The following is a 21,659-nucleotide window of genomic DNA, read 5'->3' as shown; positions in this document are numbered from 1 at the left end:
TCTACTGCCGGGGCAGCAGGTGCTGTCCCTGATGCTGTTCCTGCACTTCGTGCTGTTCCTGCTGTCCCGGGGCCTGTGTGGCGCCCAGCCCACGGGCCGGCCCCTGACAACCCTGCGCCGCCGCGATCCCCAGCGCCACCAGCAGCGTCACCACGACGAAGACGACCAGACGCTGCCGCAGCAGCCGCGGGTTGGCCGGACGCCGGCCCGTCGATGTCGTACGGGTCCCGGGCCGGGTCCCCGGACGCCCCTTCGTGCCGTTCGTCCCGTTGGTGGCCTGGGGGCGCTTGCCGGGGCGCGTGGTGTTGCGCGGCGGCTGCGGCCGCGAGCCACCCGTACGGGGCGACGTCGTGCGCGAGGGCGCCGTCTGCCGGCTCTGCGGACGCGGCGCCGGAGCGCTCGCCGCACGCCGGGTCTGCTGTTCGGTGTACGGGCCGTCGAGCCGGCCGGTCGGCCGGTCCAGCTCCTGCGCCGAGCGCTGCACGGGCGGCCGGCTCTCGTGCAGCCCCTGCGCCTCGCGGGCCGCGATCTCCTTGAGCCGCATGGAGAGTTGAAGCGTGCTCGGCCGCTCCTCCGGATCCTTGGCCAGACAGGCGCTCACCAGCGGCGCCAGCGCGTCGTGCACGTCGTACAACTGCGGTTCCTCGTGCACCACGCGGTACAGCATCACCTCGGAACTGCCGTGCCCGAAAGGCGAGTCGGCCGTTGCCGCGTACGCCAGCGTGGCCCCGAGCGAGAACACGTCCGTCGCGGGGGTGACCGCCGCGCCCCGCACCTGCTCGGGCGCCAGGAAGCCGGGCGAGCCCACGGCCGTACCGACATGCGTGAGTGTGCTCGCCCCGGTCGCCCAGGCGATCCCGAAGTCGATGATCCGGGGGCCCTTGGGGGAGAGAAGGATGTTCGACGGCTTCAGATCACGGTGGACGACACCTGCCTCGTGCACCGCCACCAGCCCTTCGGAGAGCGCCGCCCCGATCGACGCCACCTCGGCCGCCGACAGCGGACCTTCCTCGGCCACCTTGTCGTGCAGTGAGGGGCCGGGGACGTACTGCGTGGCGAACCACGGGCGGTCGGCCTCCAGATCGGCCGCCACCAGACGTGCCGTACAGCCGCCGCGGATCCGCCGCGCCGCCGACACCTCGCGCGCGAAACGCGAACGGAACTCCTGGTCCTCGGCGAGATCCGGGCGGATCACCTTGAGCGCCACCCGCTGGCCGCGCCGGTCCGAACCCAGGTAGACGACACCCATGCCGCCCGCTCCGAGCCGTCTGTGCAGCCTGAACGAGCCGACGACACGCGGGTCCTCGCGCCGGAGCCGCATCATCGCCATGTCTGCCCATCCCCGCTGCCTGGTCCGCCTGACGTGGCACAGCTTACGTACCCGTGGCCCGGCGCGCTCAGAGGCCGCGCCCTCGTCCGCCCATCGATTGTCAGTGCCGGGTGGGAAACTTGAAGGGTGGTCAGGGAGCCGCGGATCCAGGCTCCCCGGCCCGTGCGAGATCTCAAAGGTCCGTCGCAGAAGGGGGATTGGATCAGTGAAGGGCGATCGAGTCGAAATAGTCGTGGACGCCGGGGACACGACGCGTACCTACGAAGTGGTGGCCGGCCGAGCGGGTCGCCGGGTGGAGACGGCCGTCCGCCGAGGGGTGGTCGAAGTGAGTGAAGTCACTCGCAACGGCTCCGTGGTGCGCACCGCCCGCTTCATGGCGGCCAGGGTGCTCGCCCTGGTCGAACAGCCGGTCCCCCGGGAGGACGCGTCCGAGCGCCCCCTCCGGGAAGACCCCAAGGCCTAGTGCCCGATCTCCACCCAGAGGAGTACGCCGAGCACCGACGGCTCATCCTCCGGGAGGCCCGGCATTCGATACGCGGGCATGACGACCCGCGCCCCGGGCGTCCCTAATGTTGAAGTCGAGCGGCGGGCGTTGCACTCGTCCCCCGAGGTCAGATGCCCGCCGCTCCCACAACAGGTCAGGAGAGGAACCATGGCGGACACGGCAGCGCGGACGATGATCCGTACGCAGGGGCGCAGGGCACATGCCGCGTTCGGCAGCCGCCCGTCGGCCGGTACGCGCCACCCGCTGGTGGCGACCGCCATGGTTCTTCCTCTGGCGGCCCTGCTCGTAGTCGTCTTCGGCGGCTGGGACGCAGTGGTCACACAGGCGTCGTCCGTGGGTGTGATGCTGGGGCGCTGAGCGGCGCCCCGGGTCCGGAAGAGCGGTCCGGACCGGGACATCGGGCCAACAGCCCCGTGGGGACGGGGGTGCGGCGGACGGCAGCGTTTGTCCGGTCAGCTGGGGAGCTGACCGGACATCGCGCTTTCCGGAGTCCCTCGCGCAACGGCCGCCGCGCCCGTCATTCCCTCGAGCCCGGCCGCCGCACCGTCCGGAGGGTTCCGCGTCGGATCTCGGCACCGGACCGCGGCGTGCGCGGCGGCGCGTACGCTCTTCGGCGGGCCCGGGGGGAACCGGGCCGTACCTGCTGCCACCGGGGGAGACCGTGACCACCGCAGTCGTCCGCGCGCTGGGCGCCCTCGCTCATGACGCGGCCCACCCGCCCACCGGCGCCGAGGCTCCGTGCACCTGCCCGGCCCCGGCGGTGCTCGCGGACCGCGCCGACGGCACAGTCGTCCGCAGCGGCCTGGTGGTCGCGAAGGCCCACGCCCCGGACACCGACACCACGGCCCTGGCCGCCCGTCTCGCCCTGGCCGCGTCCCCGGCCATGACCGGTATCCTCCTGCCACCTGTACCCCGGCCCGCCGGGCCCTCCGCCCCCGACTCCACGGTGCACGGCCGCTCCGTGACCCTGTGGCCCCACGGCGAACCCGTCGACCCCGCAGACCCCGACGCCGCCCCCTGGGAAGAGGCAGCCGTCCTCCTGGCCCGGCTCCACCGCACCGCACCACCGACCCCACCCCGGGCCATGCGGGCGCTGCCCGCGATGCGCGGCCCCGCGAAGGCCGCACTCGCCGTGGCCCGGATGTGCCGGGCCCGGCCCGGCGACCCGGCCACCGTCCCCGTACGCGAAGCATGGCGGCGGCTGCCCGCCTGGGCCCGCGACGAGGACGTCGCGCCCCCGCACCGCTCGCGGTTCCTCTGCCATGGCGATCTGCATCTCGGCCAGCTCGTCCGCCACCCCGCGCCGCACGGCCCCTGGCTGTTGATCGACGTCGACGACCTGGGCCTCGGCGACCCCGCCTGGGACCTCGCGCGCCCCGCGGCCTGGTACGCGGCCGGGCTGCTGCCTCCCGACGTCTGGCTGCGCTTCCTGGACGCCTACCGGGCAGCAGGCGGGCCGGCCGTACGCGCCGATGGCGACCCCTGGCCCGACCTGGACGTCCCGGCCCGCGCCCTGACGGTGCAGACCGCCGCGCTGGCGTTCGCCAAGTCTGCCGCGGAGGGGAGAACTCCGGATGAAGTGGAACAGATGTTGATCGACGCCTGTGCCCGAATTGCGTCCCTCCCGCACGAGTTGGCCGCCGAACACTCGTCGTAGGGTGAACCGATCGTCTCCGGGCATGAATTCCGGGGACGGCGAACCGACGGCGAGGAGCTGAGCCGACCATGCAGTGTCCCAAGTGCCACGCACAGATGCAGACATACAACCGCAATGGCATCCAGATCGAGCAGTGCAGCGGCTGCCGGGGGATATTTCTCGACTACGGCGAGCTGGAGTCCCTGACCCGCATCGAGGCGCAGTGGACGCAGCAGCCGCCCGCGCCGCCGGCCCCTCAGGCCTACCCGGCCGCACCCGCCCCCGCCTGGGGCGCTCCGCAGCACCACGGTGGTGGCCACTACGGCGGTCACCACCGGCACAAGAGTTTCGGTCACATGCTCTTCTCGTCCTGATCGGGCCGACGCCATGCTGCGGGCCCGGACGCACGGTGTCCGGGCGCGCAGCGCCCACTGCGCACGGCCCGGCCGCCGTGCATACCGTCGACAAAGTCTTGTCGGACATCTAGGCACCGACATGGTTGATCCTTAAAGTTCCGGCCCATGACCTTCCTCGACAGGTCCCGGACCGTCGCGCCAGCCGGCTGGAGCCGCTGGCTAGTCCCGCCCGCCGCCCTCGCGGTGCATCTCTCGATCGGGCAGGCGTATGCCTGGAGCGTGTTCAAGCCCCCGCTCGAGTCGGCTCTCGGCCTTTCCGGTACCGCCAGCGCCCTTCCCTTCCAACTCGCCATCGTCATGCTCGGCCTCTCCGCGGCCTTCGGCGGCACCCTCGTCGAACGCAACGGACCGCGCTGGGCGATGTTCGTCTCCCTCGTCTGCTTCTCCTCGGGTTTCCTCGTCGCCGCTCTCGGCGTGGCCACCGGTCAGTTCTGGCTGGTCGTCCTCGGCTACGGCTTCATCGGAGGTATCGGACTCGGCATCGGCTACATCTCGCCGGTCTCCACACTCATCAAGTGGTTCCCCGATCGCCCCGGCATGGCCACCGGCATCGCCATCATGGGCTTCGGCGGCGGAGCGCTGATCGCCTCGCCCTGGTCGACCGGGATGCTCGAAGCCTTCGGCTCCGACAGCGCGGGAATCGCCACTGCCTTCCTGGTCCACGGTCTCGCCTACGCCGGTTTCATGGCGCCCGGCGTCCTCCTCGTCCGGGTGCCGCCGGACGGCTGGCTCCCGGACGGCCACCGGCCGGAGGCGGCGCCCCGCCGCCTCGTCACCACGGCCCAGGTGTCCGCCCGCAACGCGCTGCGGACTCCGCAGTTCTGGTGTCTGTGGGTGGTGCTCTGCATGAACGTCACCGCGGGCATCGGCATTCTGGAGAAGGCCGCTCCCATGATCTCGGACTTCTTCACGGGCACCTCGGCCCCGGTCACGGTCTCCGCCGCGGCAGGCTTCGTCGCCCTGCTCTCCCTGGCCAACATGACCGGCCGGCTCCTGTGGTCCTCGACCTCGGACCTCATCGGCCGCAAGAACATGTACCGCATCTACCTGGGCGTCGGCGCCCTGATGTACCTCACGATCGTCGAGTTCGGCAGCTCCAAGCCGCTCTTCATCTGCTGCGCGCTGGTGATTCTCTCGTTCTACGGCGGCGGGTTCGCCACGATCCCCGCCTATCTGCAGGACCTCTTCGGTACGTATCAGGTCGGCGCCATCCACGGCCGGCTGCTGACTGCCTGGTCCACCGCCGGCGTCCTCGGCCCGCTGATCGTCAACTGGGTGGCGGACGCGGGCGAGCGGGCGGGCCGCAGCGGGTCCGACCTGTACACGACATCGCTGACCATCATGATCGGACTGCTGATCGTCGGCTTCGCCGCCAATGAGCTCGTACGTCCCGTCCATCCACGCTTCCACGAGGCAGCGGAGAGGAAGACCCGTGCACACCAGCAGTCGTAGAACACTCACTGCCGTGGTCTGGCTCTGGGTCGCCCTGCCGTTCGCCTACGGGCTGTACGAACTGGTCCGTAAGGCCACCCAACTCTTCACCGGCTGAACCGGTCGGTCGGGCCCACCGCGGAAACGACGAAGCCCCGGTCGTCGAGACGACCGGGGCTTCGGCTGGTGCGCGATACTGGGATTGAACCAGTGACCTCTTCCGTGTCAGGGAAGCGCTCTCCCGCTGAGCTAATCGCGCAGGGTGAACCTGCGTGTACTGCGTGCGCGATACTGGGATTGAACCAGTGACCTCTTCCGTGTCAGGGAAGCGCTCTCCCGCTGAGCTAATCGCGCGGGGGGATCCTTGCGGACCAGTGGACGATACTGGGATTGAACCAGTGACCTCTTCCGTGTCAGGGAAGCGCTCTCCCGCTGAGCTAATCGTCCTTGGAGGTGGAGACGGGATTTGAACCCGTGTAGACGGCTTTGCAGGCCGTTGCCTCGCCTCTCGGCCACTCCACCAGGAGTGCAGGGGTTCGGGAAAAGATCCCCCACTTCGAGCGGACGACGAGATTCGAACTCGCGACCCTCACCTTGGCAAGGTGATGCTCTACCAACTGAGCCACGTCCGCTTGTCGTTTCCGGTTCACTTGCGTGTCCCGGCGACGTGTTGAACTCTAGCGGATTCCCGGGCCAGTACAAAAACGCGTTTGTGCAGCGTGCTGCGGTGCGTTCGCCCCGGCGCAGGTCACCGCGGGCCGTCCTAGACTCAGCAACGTGCACGACCTCGCCCCAATGGCCCGCTTCGACGGCCTCATCGCGTCCGATCTGCAGGACGTGACCAGTGATCCCGCCGCCCTCGACTCGTCCGGCTTCTGGGCCGTATGTGCCGATTTCGAGGGCGGTCTCGTCTGCGCCCGCTTCGGCACCGTACGGACCGCGCCGGTGCCCGCGCCCGTGCCCGGCGCCTGGCGCGGGCCCGGAGCCGGCGACTGGATCTCGTCCCTGGACCGGGCCGCCTACACCGCCGGAGTACGTCGCATCCGCGAGTACATAGCGGCGGGCGAGGTGTACCAGGCAAACCTCTGCCGGGTGATGACCGCGGTGTTGCCGGACCCGGCTGCCGCGGACGTCGACGCCCTCACCGCGCTGCTGGCACTCGGCAACCCCGCCCCCTATGCAGGAACGATCCGGCTGCCCGCGCACGGCGTGGAGGTCGCCACCGCGTCCCCCGAACTCTTCCTGAAGCGGGACGGCCGGACAGTCGAGTCCGGACCGATCAAGGGCACCGGCCGCACCGAGGCCGATCTGCTCGAGAAGGACCACGCCGAGAACGTGATGATCGTCGACCTGGTCCGCAACGACCTGGGCCGCGTCTGCGCCACCGGATCGGTCACCGTCCCCGACCTCTGCGTGGTGGAGAAGCACCCGGGGCTCGTCCATCTCGTCTCCACGGTGCGCGGCCGCCTCGCCGACGGCGTCGGCTGGCCCGAGCTGCTCGCCGCCGCGTTCCCGCCCGGCTCCGTCACCGGGGCACCCAAGTCCAGCGCCCTCCGAATCATCGACTCACTGGAGACCGCGCCCCGCGGTCCCTACTGCGGTGGCATCGGCTGGGTCGACGCCGACCGCGCCACCGCCGGCCTCGCCGTCGGTATCCGGACCTTCTGGGTCGACCGCACCGAAGCCACCCCGGTCCTCCGGTTCGGCACCGGCGCCGGCATCACCTGGGGCTCCGACCCGGAGCGTGAATGGGACGAGACCGAGCTGAAGGCGGCCCGGCTGCTCGCTGTAGCGTCGGGCGCTCACCAAGCGACTGGAAGGACCGCGTGATGAGGATCTGGGTCAACGGCACACTGCGCGACGAGGCCGACGCCAGGGTGTCCGTGTTCGACCACGGACTGACCGTGGGCGACGGCATCTTCGAGACCGTCAAGACCACCGCCGGCCGGCCCTTCGCCCTCACCCGGCACCTCGACCGGCTGGCCCGCTCGGCCCGCGGTCTCGGCCTGCCGGACCCCGACCTCGACGAAGTACGCCGGGCCTGCGCCGCGGTCATCGACGCCAACCCCATGGAGCTCGGACGGCTGCGCATCACGTACACCGGCGGAATCTCCCCGCTCGGCTCCGACCGTGGCGACGACGGGGCGGGCCTGGTCGTCGCCCTCGGGAAATCCACCCGACGCCACGACACCACCGCCGTGATCACCGTCCCCTGGACGCGCAACGAGCGCGGCGCGCTCGCCGGTCTCAAGACCACCTCGTACGCGGAGAATGTCGTCGCCCTCGCCCGCGCCCACGAACAGGGCGCCTCGGAGGCGCTCTTCGCCAACACCGTCGGGCAGCTCTGCGAAGGCACCGGAACCAACGTCTTCGTCGTCCTCGACGGACGCCTGCACACCCCGCCGCTCGCCTCCGGCTGCCTCGCCGGGATCACCCGGGCACTGGTCGTCGAGTGGGCAGGCGCGCACGAGACCGAACTGTCCATGGATGTGCTGGAGCACGCCGAGGAGGTGTTCGTGACCTCGAGTCTGCGGGACGTCCAGGCCGTCCACCGGATCGACGGCCGCGAGCTGCCCGGCACGCCAGGACCCGTGACGGCGAAGGCCATGCGAGTCTTCGACGAGCGTGCCGGTAACGACCTCGATCCGTGAGCCCGATCCGTCCCGCGGCCGGATCCGCAAAATCGGGTGACGGGCCGCGGCCCAGCGGATAGAACACCGGTGATGACCACGACCCTCCGGCCGACCGGGCCGATCCAGCAAGGCGCCGACGGCGCGAGGACCCGCGTGTACGACGTGTGCGACAACGGACGGCCGGTCGGGGTCGTCGAGATCGGCACCGACCCGGGCTTCGGAGCGACGGCGGGGGTGCTCCGCTCCCTGCGGATCGACGAACCGAACCGCAGGCGCGGCCGCGGCACCATCGCCGCACTCGCCGCCGAGGAAGTGCTGCGGGGCTGGGGGTGCGCCCGGCTGGCGCTCTCGGTGGAGCCGGACAACACGGCCGGACGGCGGCTCGCCGCCGCGCTCGGCTACACCGAGCGCAGCAAGAACATGATCAAGGATCTGCCGCAGACCCCTCCCGTCCTGCCGGACGGCGTCACCGGGCGACCGATGACGCCGGAGGAGTTCGGGCGGTGGGAGAGCACCGCCATCACCGGTTACGCGGAGACCTGGATCGCCCGCGGCGTCCCGGAGGCCGAGGCGATGCGGAAGGCCGAGATCTCCCACCGGACGTATCTGCCGCACGGACTCGCCACGGAGGGCGCGCACCTGCACACCCTGGTCCATGAGAACGACGGGACCGTGGGACATGTCTGGGTGGCGCGGTTCGAGATGCACCCGGGGACGGTCGTCGGGTACGTCTTCGACGTCGAGGTGCGGGAGGATTTCCGCGGCCGGGGGTTCGGCCGGGCGCTGATGTTCGAGGCGGAGCGCATCGCGCTGGACGCCGGGCACGAGCGGATCGGTCTGCACGTCCTGTCGTCCAACACGCCGGCGGTCCGGCTGTACGAGTCGCTCGGTTACGAAGCGACCCGGTACAACCTCGTCAAGGCCCTGTAGCCGTCGGCAGGTCCGGCCCGCTGCGGAGAGGGTGCCGTCAGGCCTGCTCGGCGAGCAGCCGGTCGGCGATCTCCTCGATCCGCTCGCGCAGCCCGTCCTGATTCCTGCTGCCGTCCAGCGTCTCGCCGCCGATCACATACGTGGGGGTGCCGGTCACGCCGATGGCCTTGCCCTCGGCCTGGTCGGCGTCGACCATCAGCATGTGCCGGCCGTCGATCAGGGCGGTGTCGAACTCCTCGGCGTCCAGACCGAGTTCACGCGCCACCTCGATCAGCAGCGGCTCGCCCGTGCGGCCGAGCTCGTCGGTCCTGGCGAGCACGGCCTCGATGTACGGCCAGTCCTTGCCCTGCTCCGCGGCCTCCTCGGCGGCCTGCGCCGCGGCGTAGGCGTGCTTGTGCTTCTCCAGCGGGAAGTGCCGCAGGCGCACGTCGAGCCGGTCCCCGTACCGGGCGCGAAGGGCGTGCACATCGGTGAGGGCGCGGTGGCAGTCGGGGCACTGGAGCTCGCACCAGACATCGAGGACGACCGGGGCTGCGGGGGTGGAATCGCTCATGGAGCCAGTCTCCCAGGGCCCGCGTGCGCATCCCAATCGGCATCCGGCCCCGGCCCCGGTGGACATCCGCCCCGGCCCGTTCGGTGTGCCGACCGGACTCCGGTCGGCACCTGGGGAGGATCCCGGCCCTGAAATGTCCCTGATGTGGTCCTGGATCATGGCCACCCGCCGGGTGGGCGGTGCAGGATGGAAGGGACGTTTCCCCGCGCGCCTGGAGGCCCCGATGCTTGCCGAGACCATTTGCTCCGCGGTGTCCGCGGCGGGCTTGGGCATCGCCGCCGTGACCGCGTACCGGAAGCGCTTCCTGGCCGCGACCCGGATCGCCGCCTACTCCCTGGTCCCCATCGGTCTGGTGCTGACCGGCGTCGTCCAGTGGGTCTCCGACATCGCCTTCAAACCCAGCGTCTGGCTCGGCTTCGGACTGCTCGGGCTGGCCTGGCTGCTCTTCATGACCACGCGCGCGATCGAACGTCGCGGTGTCGGCACCCGCAAGGAACGCAAGGCCGCCGCACAGGCGGCGCGGCGTGACGCCGTCGCGCCCGCCGCGTCGGCGCCCTCCCTCGGGGGCGGCGTACCGGCGGTCCAGCCGCAGGCGAAGTCGGAGCCGAAGCAGCAGGCCACCGCCGCGGGCGAGGACTTCAGCGACATCGAGGCCATCCTGAAGAAGCACGGCATCTGAGCTCCCGCAGACAGGTCATCGGCGGCGGGGCAGCGACGCATCGATGGTGAATCGATTCATATATGATCCTTGGAGCCTTCCCCTGATCCTTGACGCTCTACGGGGATGGGGCTAGCGTCCCGGTCGGATTGAAACAATTCAGGTAGGGCAGGGCAAGTGGCGCGTGTGGCAGGGATCAAGGATGTGGCCCGGCAGGCCGGAGTCTCCGTGGGCACCGTGTCCAATGTGATCAATCGGCCCGAAGCAGTGCTGCCGGAGACCCGGGCCAGGGTCCTGGCCGCGATCGAGGACCTCGGGTACGTACGCAGCGAGTCCGCGCGCCAGCTCAGGGCCGGCCGCAGCCGGATCATGGCGCTGCTGGTCCTCGACATGGGCAACCCGTTCTTCGTCGACGTGGCCCGGGGTGCCGAGCGCGCCGCGCGGCAGTCCGGCCTCGGGGTGATGGTCTGCAACAGCGGCCAGAGCCCGGCGGAGGAGGCCGAGTACCTGGGGCTCTTCGCCGAGCAGCGGGTGTGCGGTGTGCTGGTCACACCGGCCGATGCGACCGGCCGCAATCTGGAGGCGTTCAGGCGCCACCGCATCCCCTTCGTGCTGGTGGACCGGGTCGCGTCCTCCACCGGGACCTGCGCGGTCTCCGTCGACGACGTGCGGGGCGGCGCCCTTGCCGTCGGTCACCTCGTCTCGGCCGGGCACCGCGCGGTCGCGTACGTCAGCGGCCCCGGCGACCTTCACCAGATCAGGGACCGCCGCGAGGGTGCCCTGTCGGCCCTCGCCGGGGCGGGGCTGGGGCCTGAGGCGCTCGTCGAGATCCCCTCCGAGCGCCTGGACGTGGCGGCGGGCCGCGACGCCGGGGCCCGGCTGCTCGGGCTCGTACCCCGGCCGACCGCCGTGTTCTGCGCGAACGACCTGCTGGCTCTCGGCGTACTGCAGTCGCTGTACGCGGCCGGCGTGCGGGTGCCGCAGGACATCGCCATCGTCGGCTACGACGACATCGAATTCGCCGCAGCCGCTGCCGTACCGCTCACCTCGGTCCGCCAGCCCGCCGTCATGATGGGCCGGCTGGCCGCGGAGCTCCTGCTGGAGGAGGCGGACGAGGAGGACGGCACGCACGAGCACCGCAGCGTGGTGCTCCAGCCGGAGCTGGTCGTGCGCGCCTCCAGCGCGGCGGCGCACTGACCGGGCCGGCGCCCGGTTCCCCGGTCCGCGGCCGGGACTCGCTTCCTTCCGTGTTCCTTCCGTCCGTCCTTTCCTGCCACCTGTCCGAAACGGAGACGCCGTGCCCCTGTTCGACCTTCCTCTGGAGCAACTCCGCGACTACCGCCCGGAGTCCGGTGAACCCGCTGATTTCGACGCCTTCTGGAAGCGCACCCTCGACGAGTCGTCGGCGTTCCCGCTCGACCCCGAATTCGAGTCGTACGACGGGGCGTTGAGCACGGTCGACGTACACGACGTGACCTTCTCCGGCTGGGGCGGTCACCGCATACGTGCCTGGCTGAACGTTCCCGCGGGCGCCGAGGGTCCTCTCCCGTGCGTCGTCCACTACCTCGGCTACGGCGGCGGTCGCGGACTGCCGCACGACCACCTGGTCTGGCCCGCGGCCGGCTGGGCCACCCTGCTCGTCGACACCCGCGGCCAGGGCGCCGTCAACAGCCACTCGGCGGGCTCCACGCCCGACCCGCACGGCGGCGCCAACCCGCAGTCGCCCGGCTTCATGACCCGCGGCATCCTCGACCCCGACGCGTACTACTACCGGCGCGTGTTCACCGACGCGGTACGCGCCGTCGAGGTGGCCCGCACCCATCCGTCCGTCGACCCGGACCGGATCGTCGTGCACGGCGGCAGCCAGGGCGGCGGCATCGCCCAGGCGGTGGCCGGGCTCAGCCCGCATGTGAAGGCCGCGCTGATCGACGTACCGTTCCTGTCCCACTTCCGGCGGGCCGTCGAGATCACCGACAAGGACCCGTACCAGGAGATCGTGCGCTTCCTCGCCACCCAACACGGCCTCGCCGAGCAGGTGTTCCGTACGCTCTCCTACTTCGACGGCATCAGCTTCGCCGCCCGGGCCACCGCCCCGGCGCTCTACTCGGTGGCGCTGATGGACACCATCTGCCCGCCGTCGACGGTCTTCGCCGCCTACAACCACTGGGCGGGCCCGAAGGAGATCGAGGTCTACCCCTGGAACAACCACGAGGGCGGCTCATCGGCCCACCGGGCCGTCCAACTGCGCATGTTGCGCGATCTCGGCTGAGCGGTACGGGGCGGGGAGTGCGCGGGAAGCCGGCCGCGGTCCCGAATATGTGACGGTGAATCGGACGCCGGAGCGAATCCTCTCGGTCATGACCAGAGTGAACTCCCGTCACAAAAAGGCGTGTTGATCGCCAACGGGGTCCGTCCTGCGTCATGATCGTCCCGAGATGGTGGACACCTCCCGGGGCGATGCCCCCGCACCCCCCGACGAAGAGCCGCGTGGCTGCCTCTTCGCGCTGTCCCAGCCCCCTCTGATGATCTTCCTCGCGGTGGTCGGCGGCCTGCTGCTGATGGCCGCGTTGCACGATCTCTTCCTGCTGTGAGCGCGCGGTGAGCGGTCAGCCGGCCGCTTCCCTGCGGCGCGCCCGGTACGCGGCGACATGCAGCCGATTACCGCAGGTGCGGCTGGAGCAGTACCGGCGGGAGCGGTTGCGGGACAGATCCACGAACGCGTCCCGGCAGTCCGGTGCCTCGCAGCGCCGCAGCCGCTCCAGCTCGCCCGCCACGACGATGAAGGCCAGCGCCATGCCGCAGTCGGCTGCGAGATGGTCGGCGATCGATGCGTCCGGTGCGAAGTAGTGCACATGCCAGTCGTAGTCGTCGTGGTTGCTGAGCTGCGGCGTGGTGCCCGCGGCGGCCACGAGGCTGTTGACGAGACCGGCGGCGGTCCGGGTGTCCTGCGCCGCGAAGATCTCCGCGAACCGGGTCCGTACGTCCTGTACGGCCCGCAGGTCCTTCTCGCCGAGGTCGCCCACGCCGCTGATGCGGTGGCGCCGGGCGAATTCGTAAAGCGCTTCGACGCCGGCGAGGCCGTCGTTCCGCTCGTCCTCGGGCCGGTCGGTCTCCGGTGCGGTGTTCACCAGATCGACCACCGTGTCGAGGGCGATCCGGGTGTCGTGGGGGATCAGCACGCTTTCGCTCCCTGGCCTCCGGCGAGCGGGCGCCCGCCGATGCCGGCTGACTCTACTGGCTCGGCGAAGACGCACAGGGGCTCGAGAGGGCCCGTGGAGCCGGCGAGGAGCGCCTACCGGCCCGGGCCGGGCGCCAGGGGGCTGGGGCAGGCGTACGGGGGCACTGGGGGCGCGCTGGGCATGTCAGGCGCGGATCAGTGGGCCGGAGGTGCGCCGGTGCGCACCGGCGCACATCGCACCGACGCCGTCACCACGGTGGTTTCCGTGGTCACGGCGCCGGTGTCTGCCCTATGTGGTTGTCTGCGCGGTACCGTCGCCCCGAGTCGGACGGCGCCGTGCAGCTCTCGATCTGGCTCAGCTCTCGGCCAGGATGTGTGAGAGCTCCGTATCGAGGTCGAAGTGACGATGCTCGGTGCCGGGCGGCACCGCGGCGTCGGTCCTCTTCAGGAACGACTCCAGGGCCCTCGCCGGGGCCTCGAGCAGGGCTTCGCCCTCTGGGGAGCTCAGCGCGATGCAGACGACGCCCTGGCCGTGACTTCGGGATGGCCAGACGCGAACGTCTCCGGTGCCGGTGGGCCTGTGCAGCCCCTCGGCAAGGAGGTCGCGGGCGAATACCCATTCGACCGTCTCCTCCGCTCCGGTGTGGAAGGTGGCGTGCACGGCATACGGATCGGCCGTGTCATACCGCAGGCCCGCGGGTACAGGCAGTGAGGACTCGCTCGACACAACGAGGCGCAGGTGCAGCTCGCAGCTGACCGTGGTGTTCATAAGCGCCAGGGCCTTTCGCTCAGTGTGCGCTCGGGGATTCGCACGTCGGCGAAATCGACATGCCACCTACGGTGGCGTTGTAAACCCCTCTGACCTTTTTGTGGCCCTTCAGGTAGCTCGTGCAGCGGTGTGTAACTTTGGGTTATCCGGCCATTCCGGTGACAAAGACCGTTCCGGTAGGTTGGGGACCATGAATGCGGAGAGTGACGCGCGGGACGAGGCAGCCACCCCGGCGGCCCCGGCGCCCGCTACGGGGGACGTGACGGAGGACGTGACGCCAGACGTCACGGAGGGTGTGACGAAGGAGGAACGAGAGCTCGGATCGCGGGCGCCCGGCTTCATCAAGGCATCCAGGGCGCTCCATGTGAGCTGGCAGGTCGGCGTCTTCGTGATCGGCCTCGCCGTGGTCGTGGCGGGCGTCATCATGCTGCCGCTGCCGGGGCCCGGCTGGCTGGTGATTTTCGGTGGCATGGCGATCTGGGCGACCGAGTTCGTCTGGGCCCAGCTGGTGCTGCGCTGGACCCGTCGCAAGGTCACCGAGGCGGCGCAGAAGGCACTCGATCCCAAGGTCCGGCGACGGAACATCATCCTCACCGCGGTCGGGCTGGTGATCGTCGCCGTGCTGGTCGGGATCTATGTCTGGAAGTTCGGGATCACGATGCCGTGGAAGATCCACGAGTGACCCTACGGTGGTCGGATGGCACCGCTGACATGGGGTAATGTTTGCGGTGCGCCCGGGCGATTAGCTCAGTGGGAGAGCGCTTCGTTCACACCGAAGAGGTCACTGGTTCGAAACCAGTATCGCCCACCCGGACAGAGGGCCCGTGAGACTGCAGAGTCTCACGGGCCCTCTGCGTTTCCCGCGCCTGATCCGGTGCCGCCGGCCCATGTCGCCGCGTGCGGGTCGAAGCGCTTCGATCGATTTCGTCTCAACCGTTGACGTTGCCCCCTCGGATCTCTAGCTTGTCCCAGCAAGCGCTTTCTAAAACGATTCAATCGACTGTGGTGGCGGGGCTGGCTGCCCGGGAGGGGTGTGTCATGAGGTCTTGGTGGAGTGCCCAGGGGCTGCGTGCGGCCGGCATCGGTATGGCGGTGTTGGGGCTGATGGCCTCCGGCTGCGGCGGTGACGGCGGGGGAGCGGGGGCCGACGGGAAGGTCGAGATCCGCTACTCCTGGTGGGGCGGCCAGGAGCGGGCCACGCTGATCAACAAGACGATCGCGTTGTTCGAGAAGAAGCACCCGAACATCAAGGTCAAGACGGACTTCCAGGACTACGAGAATTTCTGGAAGAAGTTCAACACCCAGGCCTCTGCCGGCAATGCCCCCGATGTCTTCCAGAACTCCGTCGCATTCCTGCGCAAGTACGACGACAAGCGTGTGCTGCTCGACCTCAATTCCCAGGTCAAGGCCGGAAATCTCAGCATGGAGAACTTCCGCGCCGGACTGGAGAAGGCCGGGGACGTCGACGGGAAGCTGCTCGGCGTGCCGGTCGGAGGCAACACCTTCGCCCTCGTCTACAACCCGGCCGAGTACAAGAAGGTGGGCGTCACGCCCGAGGAGGGCTGGACCTGGAAGCAGTACGACGAGGCCACCGAGAAGATCAGCAAGAACGGCAAGCTGGCCGGTGACAGCGGCCCCGGCGGCATCATGTACCTCTACGACCTGGTGCTGCGCCAGCATGACAAGGCGTTCTTCACCGAGGACGGGCTCGGCTTCACCGAGGCGGACCTGAGGCAGTGGTGGACCGACAACTACGACAGGACCAGGTCCGGGGTCCTCACCGACCCCAAGAAGGCCGAACAGGTCAAGCCGACCTCCGCACTCTCCAAGGACCTCTCCGCGGGTGAGTTCACCTGGGACAACTTCCTCGTCCGCTACACCTCCGAGACGAAGACCCCGTTGGCCCTGGCGCCCGTTCCGACGACGGACGGCAAGCGGACCGGGCAGTACATTTCGTCACTGATGCTCAGCGGCTCCGCCCGCACCAAGCACCCGAAGGAAGTCGCCGAGTTCATCGACTTCATGGTCCACGACCCCGAAGTCGGCACGATCATGGGCTACGACCGCGGAGTCCTCTCGACCACGGAGCAGTTCGAGGCGTACAAGCCGACCGGAGTCTCCGCCCAGATCGCCGAGTACGAGAAGAAGGTCGCCGACAACGTCGAGCCGATCACCCCGCACCCCGCGGGCGCCGACATCTGTGAGGCCGCCTTCCTGCGCATCGGCACCGATGTCGTCATGGGCAAGACCTCTCCGGAGGACGGCGCGAAGCAGTTCTTCGCCGAGGCGAAGACGGCCCTCGCCTCCTGATGGGATCGGCAGTGACAGACCTTCGGGCACCCGCGTCCGCCGTCCGCACGGACCGCCCCGCCACCGGCAAAGCACCGGGAAGGCCCGCCGCCGCGAAGCGGCGGGCCCGCGGGGAGACTCTGGCCGGCTATCTCTTCATGTCCCCGTGGATCGCAGGCTTCCTGCTGCTGACCGCGGGCCCCATGCTCGCCTCGCTGTATCTGGCGTTCACCGACTACAACCTCTTCGACACCCCCAACTGGATCGGGTTCAAGAACTTCACCGAGATGTTCGGGGACGCCCGCTGGCAGAAGTCCGTCGAGGTCACCACGTCGTACGTACTCGTCGGGACCCCGCTCAAGCTCGCGGCCGCTCTCGCGGTCGCCCTGCTGCTCAACAAGCCCCGGCGCGGCCAGGGCTTCTACCGGGCCGCCTTCTATGCCCCCTCGCTGGTCGGCGCGAGCGTCTCCATCGCCATCGTCTGGCGGGCGCTGTTCTCCGACGGTGCGGTCGTCGACCGCACGCAGCAGATCTTCGGCATCGACGTCGGTGGCTGGATCGGTGACCCCGATCTGGTGATCTACGCCCTGGTGGCGCTCACCGTCTGGCAGTTCGGCGCCCCGATGGTGATCTTCCTGGCCGGGCTGAAGCAGGTACCGCGCGAGCTGTACGAGGCGGCGCAGGTGGACGGAGCCGGGGCGTGGCGGCGCTTTCGCTCCATCACGCTGCCGATGATCTCCCCGGTGCTGTTCTTCAACCTGCTCCTGGAGACCATCCACGCGTTCCAGATCTTCGCCTCCGCCTATGTCGTGACCAACAGCAAGTGCGGTCCGGCCGACGCGGGGCTCGTCTACACCTGCTACCTGTACGAGCAGGGCTGGACGAACCTTCGCATGGGCTACGCCTCCGCCATGGCCTGGATGCTGCTGCTCGCCGTCGGCCTGGTCACGGCCGTGCTGTTCTGGTCCCAGCGGCGCTGGGTGCACTACGAGGAGGACGCCCGATGAGTACGCTCACCCACCCCGGGCAGCGGCGCACCCTGCGCTCGGCCCTCTGGCACATCGGGGCGCTGGCCGTGCTCGCGGTCGTCCTCTACCCCTTGTTCTGGGTGATCGGCGGATCGCTGAAGCCCAACGAGGACATCGTCGGCGGGCTCGAACTCTTTCCCTCGCAACCGGTGTTGGACCACTACCGGCGGCTCACCGAGGGCATCGCGGACATCCCGGTCTCGACGTTCTTCGTCAACTCGATCGTGCTGGCGGTGGGTTCCGTCGTCGGCGTACTGCTGTCCTGCTCGCTGGCCGCCTACGCCTTCGCCCGCATCAGGTTCCGCGGCCGCAATGTGCTGTTCTCCCTGATGATCGGCACCCTGCTGCTGCCGTACCACGTACTGATCATTCCGCAGTACGTGCTGTTCCAGAAGATGGAACTGATCAATACGTATGTGCCGTTGCTGCTCGGCAAGTACCTGGCGACGGACGCCTTCTTCGTCTTCCTGATGATGCAGTTCATGCGGAACCTGCCCAGGGAGCTCGACGAGGCGGCCCGGCTCGACGGCTGCGGTCACCCGCGGATCTACTGGCACATCATGCTGCCGCTCTGCCGGCCCGCCCTGATCACCAGCGCCATCTTCACCTTCATCTGGTCGTGGAACGACTTCCTCGGACCACTTCTCTATCTCAACGAACCCGACAAGTACCCCGTGTCCATGGGGCTGAAGATGTTCATCGACCAGGACAGCGCGGCCGACTACGGCGGCATGATCGCCATGTCCCTGCTCGCGCTGCTGCCCGTACTGGTCTTCTTCCTCGCCTTTCAGCGGTATCTCGTCGAAGGCGCGGCCACCTCCGGGCTGAAGGGCTGAGTCGACACCATGACCGTACGTACCGCTCGCGCCGGGCGGGCTTCCCGTGCCGCCGGCCGTCCGCAGCGGCCCGAGAAGTTCGTCCGGTTCGCACTCTTCGCCGAGTCCCTGCTCACCGGGGTGTGGATCACCGTGGCGGCCCTGCCGCTGATCACCCTGCTGCCCGCGTTCGCCGCGGGCTGCGCGCATCTGCGCCGGCAGCCGGCCGGTGAGCGGGGCGGGCTGCGGGAGTTCGCCGCCGATCTACGGGAGGCGGCACGGACCGGATGGCGGGTGTCACTGCTGTGGTGGGCGGCGCTCGCACTTCTCGCCTTCGACTGGCAGGTCGCACGGTCGGGACTGCTGCCCGGCGGCCGGCTGCTTGCCGCCGTCAGCGTGCTGGGGGTGACTGCCCTGGCCGTCTGGGGACTGCGTACGGCTGCCGCCTGGCGGCCCGGCGCCGGCTGGGCGTCGGCCGTCCGGGCCGCGGGCCGCCGGAGCGTGACCGATCCGGCCGGATCCCTGCTGCTCGTCGGCGGGTTCGTGGCCCTCGCGCTCACCGCCTGGCAGGTGCCGCCACTGGCCGCGCCTGCCTTCGGATGTCTCGCCGCGGCAGCCGTCGCGGCCGACCGCCGCTGACCCACCCCTCGTACCGCACCTCCTGCACACCACGCACCCGCGTGCGATCCGTCATGCCCATTCATGCCCATTCATGCCTGTTCACGCAACGAATTGGAGTCGTGATGTCCCCGATCCCTCGCCGTACCGTCCTCAAGGCCGCCGCCGTCACCGGCGTGGCCACCCCCTTCTCCTGGGTACTGAGCGACACCACCTGGCAGGCGGCTGCGGCCTCCGCGAAGACCGATGAAGGCCCCGTCGAGATCGGCTGGCTGGAGGAGACCGGGCTGGGCGCCGCCCCCGGCTCCACGTTCGGCGTGCCATGGGCGCAGGGGCGCTACCCCGCCGATCAGAAATTCGCCCTCGCCACCGTCGACGGCAAGGACGTCGCCGTACAGACCTGGGCCACCGCCACATGGCCTGACGGCTCCCTGAAGTGGACCGCGCACGCGGTCGGACCCGAGGCGGCAGGCGCCAAGAAGTTCGTCCTCACCGCCGGTTCACCCGCCGCGCCCGCGGCCAAGGTCGACGTCAGGTCCACCGGCGGCGCGATCACCGTCTCCACGGGGGTCATCACCGCGACGATCGGGAAGACCGGCTCCTCCCTGATCACCTCCCTCACCCGCGGCTCCACCGAGATCGCCAAGGACGGCCGACTCGTCCTGATCCGGCAGGGCGAGATCGAGGACGGCGACCAGGGGCAGGAGAAGTACGAACGCTTCGAGAGCACCATCAGCAGGACCGAGGTCGAACAGAGCGGCCCGGTCCGCGCCGTCGTCCGCATCGACGGCAAACACCGCCGCGGCAGCCGCTCCTGGCTGCCGTTCTCCGTGCGGCTCTACTTCTACGCGGGCGCCGAATCGTTCCGCATGATGCACACCATCACCTTCGACGGCACGCAGGAACCCGGAAGGGCAAGCGGCGACTTCATCCGCGGCCTCGGTGTCCGCTTCACCGTCCCGATGCGCGACGAAACGTACGACCGGCACATCCGCATCGGCGGCGACGACACCGGCATGCTCCGCGAAGCCGTCAAGGGCATCACCGGGCTGCGCCGCGACCCCGGCGCCGCCGTCCAGGCCGCCCAGTTCGAAGGCACGAAGCTGCCCGACCCCGCCACCTGGGACCAGCGCGTCACCACCCGTCTCCCGCTCATTCCGACCTGGGGCGACTACACCCTCAGCCAGCTGTCCGCCGACGGCTTCACGCTGCGCAAGCGCACCAGGAAGGGCCACGGCTGGATCGCCGCGGGCGGCGGCCGGCGGGCCTCCGGCTTCGGTTACGTCGGCGGGGCGAGCGGCGGACTCTCCTTCGGGCTGCGCGACTTCTGGGAGAAGTTCCCCGCCCAGCTCGATATCCGGGGCGCCGACACCCAGGCAGCCGAGGTCACACTCTGGCTGTGGTCGCCCGAGGCCGAACCGATGGACCTGCGCTTCTACCACGACGGCCTGGGCCAGGACACCTATCCCGAACAGCTCGAAGGCCTCAACATCACCTACGAGGACTACGAGCCCGGCTTCGGCACCCCGTACGGCATCGCCCGCACCAGCGAGCTCGTCTTCTGGGCCAACGACTCCACCCCCGGTGCCGAAGCGCTCGCCCAGCAGTCACGTACCGTCCGTACCCTGCCGCAGCTCGTCGCCCCGACGTCCCAGCTGATCGGCGCCAAGGTCTTCGGCGGACTGTTCTCCCCGGTCGACCGCTCGACCCCCGCGAAGGCGAAGATCGAGGACCACCTGGACTTCCTCTTCACGTACTACAAGGACCAGGTCGAGATGCGCCGTTGGTACGGCTTCTGGGACTACGGCGACATCATGCACTCGTACGACCCCGCCCGCCATCAGTGGCGCTACGACATCGGCGGCTACGCCTGGGACAACTCCGAGCTCTCGCCCGACCTCTGGCTCTGGTACGCCTATCTGCGCTCCGGCCGCGCGGACATCTTCCGCTTCGCCGAGGCCATGACCCGCCACACCGGCGAGGTCGACGTCTACCACCTCGGCGACTGGGCCGGACTCGGTACCCGCCACGGCGTCCAGCACTACGCCGACAGCGCCAAACAGCAGCGCATAGCCAACACCACGTACCGGCGCTTCTACTACTTCCTCACCGCGGACGAGCGCGTCGGCGACCTGATGCGCGCCAACGTCGACTCCGACGAGACGTTCCTCGGCCTCGACCCGCTCCGCAAGATCCGTACCGAGCCCTACACGCCCGACCGACACGCCCTCTCCATCGGCTTCGGCACCGACTGGAGCGGCCTTGTCTCCGCCTGGCTCACCGAATGGGAACGCGGCGGACCCGAGGCGGACAAGGCGAAGGCCCGTGTCCTCGGCACCATGGAGACGATCGCCGCTCAGCCCAACGGCTTCGTCCAGGGCAGCGGCCTGTACGACCTGGACACCGGGAAGTTCGCCGTCGCCACCGAACCCGTCGTCAGTGTCTCCCACCTGTCCGCGGTCTTCGGACTGAACGAACTGTGCGCCGAGCTCATCGGCCTCGTCGACATGCCCGCGTTCAAGGACGCATATCTGGACTACTGCCGGTACTTCAACGCCACGAAGGCGGAGCAGACCGCGCGTTACGGAACGGACTTCGGCAGCCTGCTGCTGTTCCAGGGCCACTCGCGGCTCGACGCGTACGCCGCTGTCCAGACCGGCGACGCGAAGCTCGCGGCCCGCGCCTGGGAGAAGTTCTACAGGAGCGACGGCTACCAGGAATCAGCTCCCTGGAAGACGGAGAAGGTGAGCGGACCCCTCACCACTGTCGCCGGCAGCGAGGCCAACTGGGTCTACACCAACGACACCGCGCTGTACGGACTCGCCGCCATCGAGAACCTCGCGCTCCTCGGTGACCGGATGCCGGCCTGA

At 69.7% G+C, this 21,659-nt stretch carries 22 protein-coding genes and 6 tRNA genes; 19 read left to right on the top strand and 9 right to left on the bottom strand.

Annotation, left to right across the window (positions count from 1 at the left end; translation table 11 throughout):
* Nucleotide 1 precedes the first annotated feature (1 nt).
* A complete protein-coding gene (locus ACIA8E_RS20450; protein ID WP_399300005.1) occupies nt 2–1,330 on the bottom strand; it encodes a serine/threonine-protein kinase in 1,329 nt (442 codons plus the stop codon).
* Nucleotides 1,331–1,535: 205 nt separating this feature from the next.
* Here ACIA8E_RS20450 and ACIA8E_RS20445 point away from each other — a divergent pair, with 205 nt between their 5' ends.
* The 5 genes from ACIA8E_RS20445 to ACIA8E_RS20425 all read left to right on the top strand — a co-directional run bounded on the left by ACIA8E_RS20445 (nt 1,536) and on the right by ACIA8E_RS20425 (nt 5,339).
* The gene (locus tag ACIA8E_RS20445) at nt 1,536–1,793 is read left to right on the top strand and encodes a hypothetical protein (RefSeq protein WP_362270343.1); all 258 of its coding nucleotides are present in this window, start codon (nt 1,536–1,538) and stop codon (nt 1,791–1,793) included.
* A 189-nt stretch (nt 1,794–1,982) separates the two neighbouring features.
* Nucleotides 1,983–2,192, top strand: coding sequence for a hypothetical protein (locus ACIA8E_RS20440; protein ID WP_399300001.1), 210 nt, complete (start codon nt 1,983–1,985; stop codon nt 2,190–2,192).
* Between the two features lie 304 nt (nt 2,193–2,496).
* On the top strand, nt 2,497–3,492 hold the full coding sequence (locus ACIA8E_RS20435) for a phosphotransferase family protein (protein ID WP_399299998.1): 996 nt from the start codon (nt 2,497–2,499) through the stop codon (nt 3,490–3,492).
* A gap of 68 nt (nt 3,493–3,560) precedes the next feature.
* A complete protein-coding gene (locus ACIA8E_RS20430; RefSeq protein WP_399299996.1) occupies nt 3,561–3,845 on the top strand; it encodes a zf-TFIIB domain-containing protein in 285 nt (94 codons plus the stop codon).
* A gap of 147 nt (nt 3,846–3,992) precedes the next feature.
* Nucleotides 3,993–5,339, top strand: a complete 1,347-nt coding sequence (locus tag ACIA8E_RS20425; protein WP_399299993.1) for an OFA family MFS transporter — start codon at nt 3,993–3,995, stop codon at nt 5,337–5,339.
* Between the two features lie 163 nt (nt 5,340–5,502).
* Here ACIA8E_RS20425 and ACIA8E_RS20420 read toward each other — a convergent pair.
* From ACIA8E_RS20420 to ACIA8E_RS20400, 5 genes are all read right to left on the bottom strand, one after another.
* Nucleotides 5,503–5,577, bottom strand: a tRNA-Val gene (locus tag ACIA8E_RS20420).
* 23 nt (nt 5,578–5,600) lie between these two features.
* Nucleotides 5,601–5,672 (bottom strand) — tRNA-Val (locus ACIA8E_RS20415).
* Between the two features lie 21 nt (nt 5,673–5,693).
* A tRNA-Val gene (locus tag ACIA8E_RS20410) sits at nt 5,694–5,765 on the bottom strand.
* Nucleotide 5,766: 1 nt separating this feature from the next.
* Nucleotides 5,767–5,840: transfer RNA gene (locus tag ACIA8E_RS20405), tRNA-Cys, on the bottom strand.
* 37 nt (nt 5,841–5,877) lie between these two features.
* Nucleotides 5,878–5,950 (bottom strand) — tRNA-Gly (locus ACIA8E_RS20400).
* A 163-nt stretch (nt 5,951–6,113) separates the two neighbouring features.
* Between ACIA8E_RS20400 and ACIA8E_RS20395 the strand changes: the two genes are divergently transcribed.
* From ACIA8E_RS20395 to ACIA8E_RS20385, 3 genes are all read left to right on the top strand, one after another.
* Nucleotides 6,114–7,148, top strand: a complete 1,035-nt coding sequence (locus tag ACIA8E_RS20395) for a chorismate-binding protein (RefSeq protein ID WP_399300376.1) — start codon at nt 6,114–6,116, stop codon at nt 7,146–7,148.
* Nucleotides 7,148–7,969, top strand: a complete 822-nt coding sequence (locus ACIA8E_RS20390) for an aminotransferase class IV (RefSeq protein ID WP_399299990.1) — start codon at nt 7,148–7,150, stop codon at nt 7,967–7,969. Before ACIA8E_RS20395 ends, ACIA8E_RS20390 begins: the two co-directional genes overlap by 1 nt.
* 72 nt (nt 7,970–8,041) lie before the next feature.
* Nucleotides 8,042–8,881: a GNAT family N-acetyltransferase gene (locus ACIA8E_RS20385; RefSeq protein WP_399299987.1), complete on the top strand. Its 840-nt coding sequence runs from the start codon at nt 8,042–8,044 to the stop codon at nt 8,879–8,881.
* A gap of 37 nt (nt 8,882–8,918) precedes the next feature.
* On the opposite strand, the gene ACIA8E_RS20380 is transcribed toward ACIA8E_RS20385, so the two are convergent.
* Nucleotides 8,919–9,434, bottom strand: coding sequence for a DsbA family protein (locus ACIA8E_RS20380; RefSeq protein ID WP_267006172.1), 516 nt, complete (start codon nt 9,432–9,434; stop codon nt 8,919–8,921).
* A gap of 223 nt (nt 9,435–9,657) precedes the next feature.
* Between ACIA8E_RS20380 and ACIA8E_RS20375 the strand changes: the two genes are divergently transcribed.
* The 4 genes from ACIA8E_RS20375 to ACIA8E_RS20360 all read left to right on the top strand — a co-directional run bounded on the left by ACIA8E_RS20375 (nt 9,658) and on the right by ACIA8E_RS20360 (nt 12,683).
* On the top strand, nt 9,658–10,113 hold the full coding sequence (locus ACIA8E_RS20375; protein ID WP_399300373.1) for a hypothetical protein: 456 nt from the start codon (nt 9,658–9,660) through the stop codon (nt 10,111–10,113).
* Between the two features lie 156 nt (nt 10,114–10,269).
* Nucleotides 10,270–11,289: a LacI family DNA-binding transcriptional regulator gene (locus tag ACIA8E_RS20370; protein ID WP_399299983.1), complete on the top strand. Its 1,020-nt coding sequence runs from the start codon at nt 10,270–10,272 to the stop codon at nt 11,287–11,289.
* Between the two features lie 100 nt (nt 11,290–11,389).
* On the top strand, nt 11,390–12,361 hold the full coding sequence (locus tag ACIA8E_RS20365) for an acetylxylan esterase (protein ID WP_399299980.1): 972 nt from the start codon (nt 11,390–11,392) through the stop codon (nt 12,359–12,361).
* Between the two features lie 166 nt (nt 12,362–12,527).
* Nucleotides 12,528–12,683: a hypothetical protein gene (locus ACIA8E_RS20360; protein ID WP_327123906.1), complete on the top strand. Its 156-nt coding sequence runs from the start codon at nt 12,528–12,530 to the stop codon at nt 12,681–12,683.
* Between the two features lie 15 nt (nt 12,684–12,698).
* On the opposite strand, the gene ACIA8E_RS20355 is transcribed toward ACIA8E_RS20360, so the two are convergent.
* Together ACIA8E_RS20355 and ACIA8E_RS20350 are read right to left on the bottom strand one after the other, a co-directional pair.
* Complete coding sequence (locus tag ACIA8E_RS20355; protein ID WP_399299977.1) at nt 12,699–13,271, bottom strand: CGNR zinc finger domain-containing protein; 573 nt, start codon at nt 13,269–13,271, stop codon at nt 12,699–12,701.
* A 354-nt stretch (nt 13,272–13,625) separates the two neighbouring features.
* Nucleotides 13,626–14,039 carry an SsgA family sporulation/cell division regulator gene (locus ACIA8E_RS20350; RefSeq protein ID WP_003959770.1) on the bottom strand — a complete coding sequence of 138 codons (414 nt, stop codon included), beginning with the start codon at nt 14,037–14,039 and terminating at the stop codon, nt 13,626–13,628.
* Between the two features lie 190 nt (nt 14,040–14,229).
* Between ACIA8E_RS20350 and ACIA8E_RS20345 the strand changes: the two genes are divergently transcribed.
* The 7 genes from ACIA8E_RS20345 (at nt 14,230) to ACIA8E_RS20315 (ending at nt 21,659) form a co-directional block, all read left to right on the top strand.
* Nucleotides 14,230–14,721: a TIGR02611 family protein gene (locus tag ACIA8E_RS20345; protein ID WP_399299974.1), complete on the top strand. Its 492-nt coding sequence runs from the start codon at nt 14,230–14,232 to the stop codon at nt 14,719–14,721.
* 54 nt (nt 14,722–14,775) lie between these two features.
* Nucleotides 14,776–14,847: transfer RNA gene (locus tag ACIA8E_RS20340), tRNA-Val, on the top strand.
* A gap of 230 nt (nt 14,848–15,077) precedes the next feature.
* Complete coding sequence (locus tag ACIA8E_RS20335) at nt 15,078–16,349, top strand: ABC transporter substrate-binding protein (protein ID WP_399299971.1); 1,272 nt, start codon at nt 15,078–15,080, stop codon at nt 16,347–16,349.
* Nucleotides 16,349–17,335, top strand: coding sequence for a carbohydrate ABC transporter permease (locus ACIA8E_RS20330; protein WP_399299968.1), 987 nt, complete (start codon nt 16,349–16,351; stop codon nt 17,333–17,335). The genes ACIA8E_RS20335 and ACIA8E_RS20330 overlap by 1 nt, the downstream gene beginning before the upstream one ends.
* Entirely contained in the window at nt 17,332–18,192 is an 861-nt protein-coding gene (locus ACIA8E_RS20325; RefSeq protein WP_399299965.1) for a carbohydrate ABC transporter permease, read from the top strand. Before ACIA8E_RS20330 ends, ACIA8E_RS20325 begins: the two co-directional genes overlap by 4 nt.
* A gap of 9 nt (nt 18,193–18,201) precedes the next feature.
* On the top strand, nt 18,202–18,810 hold the full coding sequence (locus tag ACIA8E_RS20320) for a hypothetical protein (protein WP_399299962.1): 609 nt from the start codon (nt 18,202–18,204) through the stop codon (nt 18,808–18,810).
* A 104-nt stretch (nt 18,811–18,914) separates the two neighbouring features.
* Nucleotides 18,915–21,659, top strand: coding sequence for a Tat pathway signal sequence domain protein (locus ACIA8E_RS20315; RefSeq protein ID WP_399299959.1), 2,745 nt, complete (start codon nt 18,915–18,917; stop codon nt 21,657–21,659).

Source organism: Streptomyces sp. NPDC051664, from assembly GCF_044453545.1.
Taxonomy (GTDB): domain Bacteria; phylum Actinomycetota; class Actinomycetes; order Streptomycetales; family Streptomycetaceae; genus Streptomyces.
This window is presented reverse-complemented; position numbering and strand designations above follow the sequence as displayed.

Coding starts and splice junctions, on each gene's coding strand:
- ACIA8E_RS20450 (WP_399300005.1), bottom strand. CDS start 1,330: ATGGCGATGATGCGGCTCCGGCGCGAGGACCCGCGTGTCGTCGGCTCG.
- ACIA8E_RS20440 (WP_399300001.1), top strand. CDS start 1,983: ATGGCGGACACGGCAGCGCGGACGATGATCCGTACGCAGGGGCGCAGG.
- ACIA8E_RS20430 (WP_399299996.1), top strand. CDS start 3,561: ATGCAGTGTCCCAAGTGCCACGCACAGATGCAGACATACAACCGCAAT.
- ACIA8E_RS20425 (WP_399299993.1), top strand. CDS start 3,993: ATGACCTTCCTCGACAGGTCCCGGACCGTCGCGCCAGCCGGCTGGAGC.
- ACIA8E_RS20395 (WP_399300376.1), top strand. CDS start 6,114: ATGGCCCGCTTCGACGGCCTCATCGCGTCCGATCTGCAGGACGTGACC.
- ACIA8E_RS20390 (WP_399299990.1), top strand. CDS start 7,148: ATGAGGATCTGGGTCAACGGCACACTGCGCGACGAGGCCGACGCCAGG.
- ACIA8E_RS20385 (WP_399299987.1), top strand. CDS start 8,042: ATGACCACGACCCTCCGGCCGACCGGGCCGATCCAGCAAGGCGCCGAC.
- ACIA8E_RS20380 (WP_267006172.1), bottom strand. CDS start 9,434: ATGAGCGATTCCACCCCCGCAGCCCCGGTCGTCCTCGATGTCTGGTGC.
- ACIA8E_RS20375 (WP_399300373.1), top strand. CDS start 9,658: ATGCTTGCCGAGACCATTTGCTCCGCGGTGTCCGCGGCGGGCTTGGGC.
- ACIA8E_RS20360 (WP_327123906.1), top strand. CDS start 12,528: ATGGTGGACACCTCCCGGGGCGATGCCCCCGCACCCCCCGACGAAGAG.
- ACIA8E_RS20350 (WP_003959770.1), bottom strand. CDS start 14,039: ATGAACACCACGGTCAGCTGCGAGCTGCACCTGCGCCTCGTTGTGTCG.
- ACIA8E_RS20345 (WP_399299974.1), top strand. CDS start 14,230: ATGAATGCGGAGAGTGACGCGCGGGACGAGGCAGCCACCCCGGCGGCC.
- ACIA8E_RS20335 (WP_399299971.1), top strand. CDS start 15,078: ATGAGGTCTTGGTGGAGTGCCCAGGGGCTGCGTGCGGCCGGCATCGGT.
- ACIA8E_RS20330 (WP_399299968.1), top strand. CDS start 16,349: ATGGGATCGGCAGTGACAGACCTTCGGGCACCCGCGTCCGCCGTCCGC.
- ACIA8E_RS20325 (WP_399299965.1), top strand. CDS start 17,332: ATGAGTACGCTCACCCACCCCGGGCAGCGGCGCACCCTGCGCTCGGCC.
- ACIA8E_RS20320 (WP_399299962.1), top strand. CDS start 18,202: ATGACCGTACGTACCGCTCGCGCCGGGCGGGCTTCCCGTGCCGCCGGC.
- ACIA8E_RS20315 (WP_399299959.1), top strand. CDS start 18,915: ATGTCCCCGATCCCTCGCCGTACCGTCCTCAAGGCCGCCGCCGTCACC.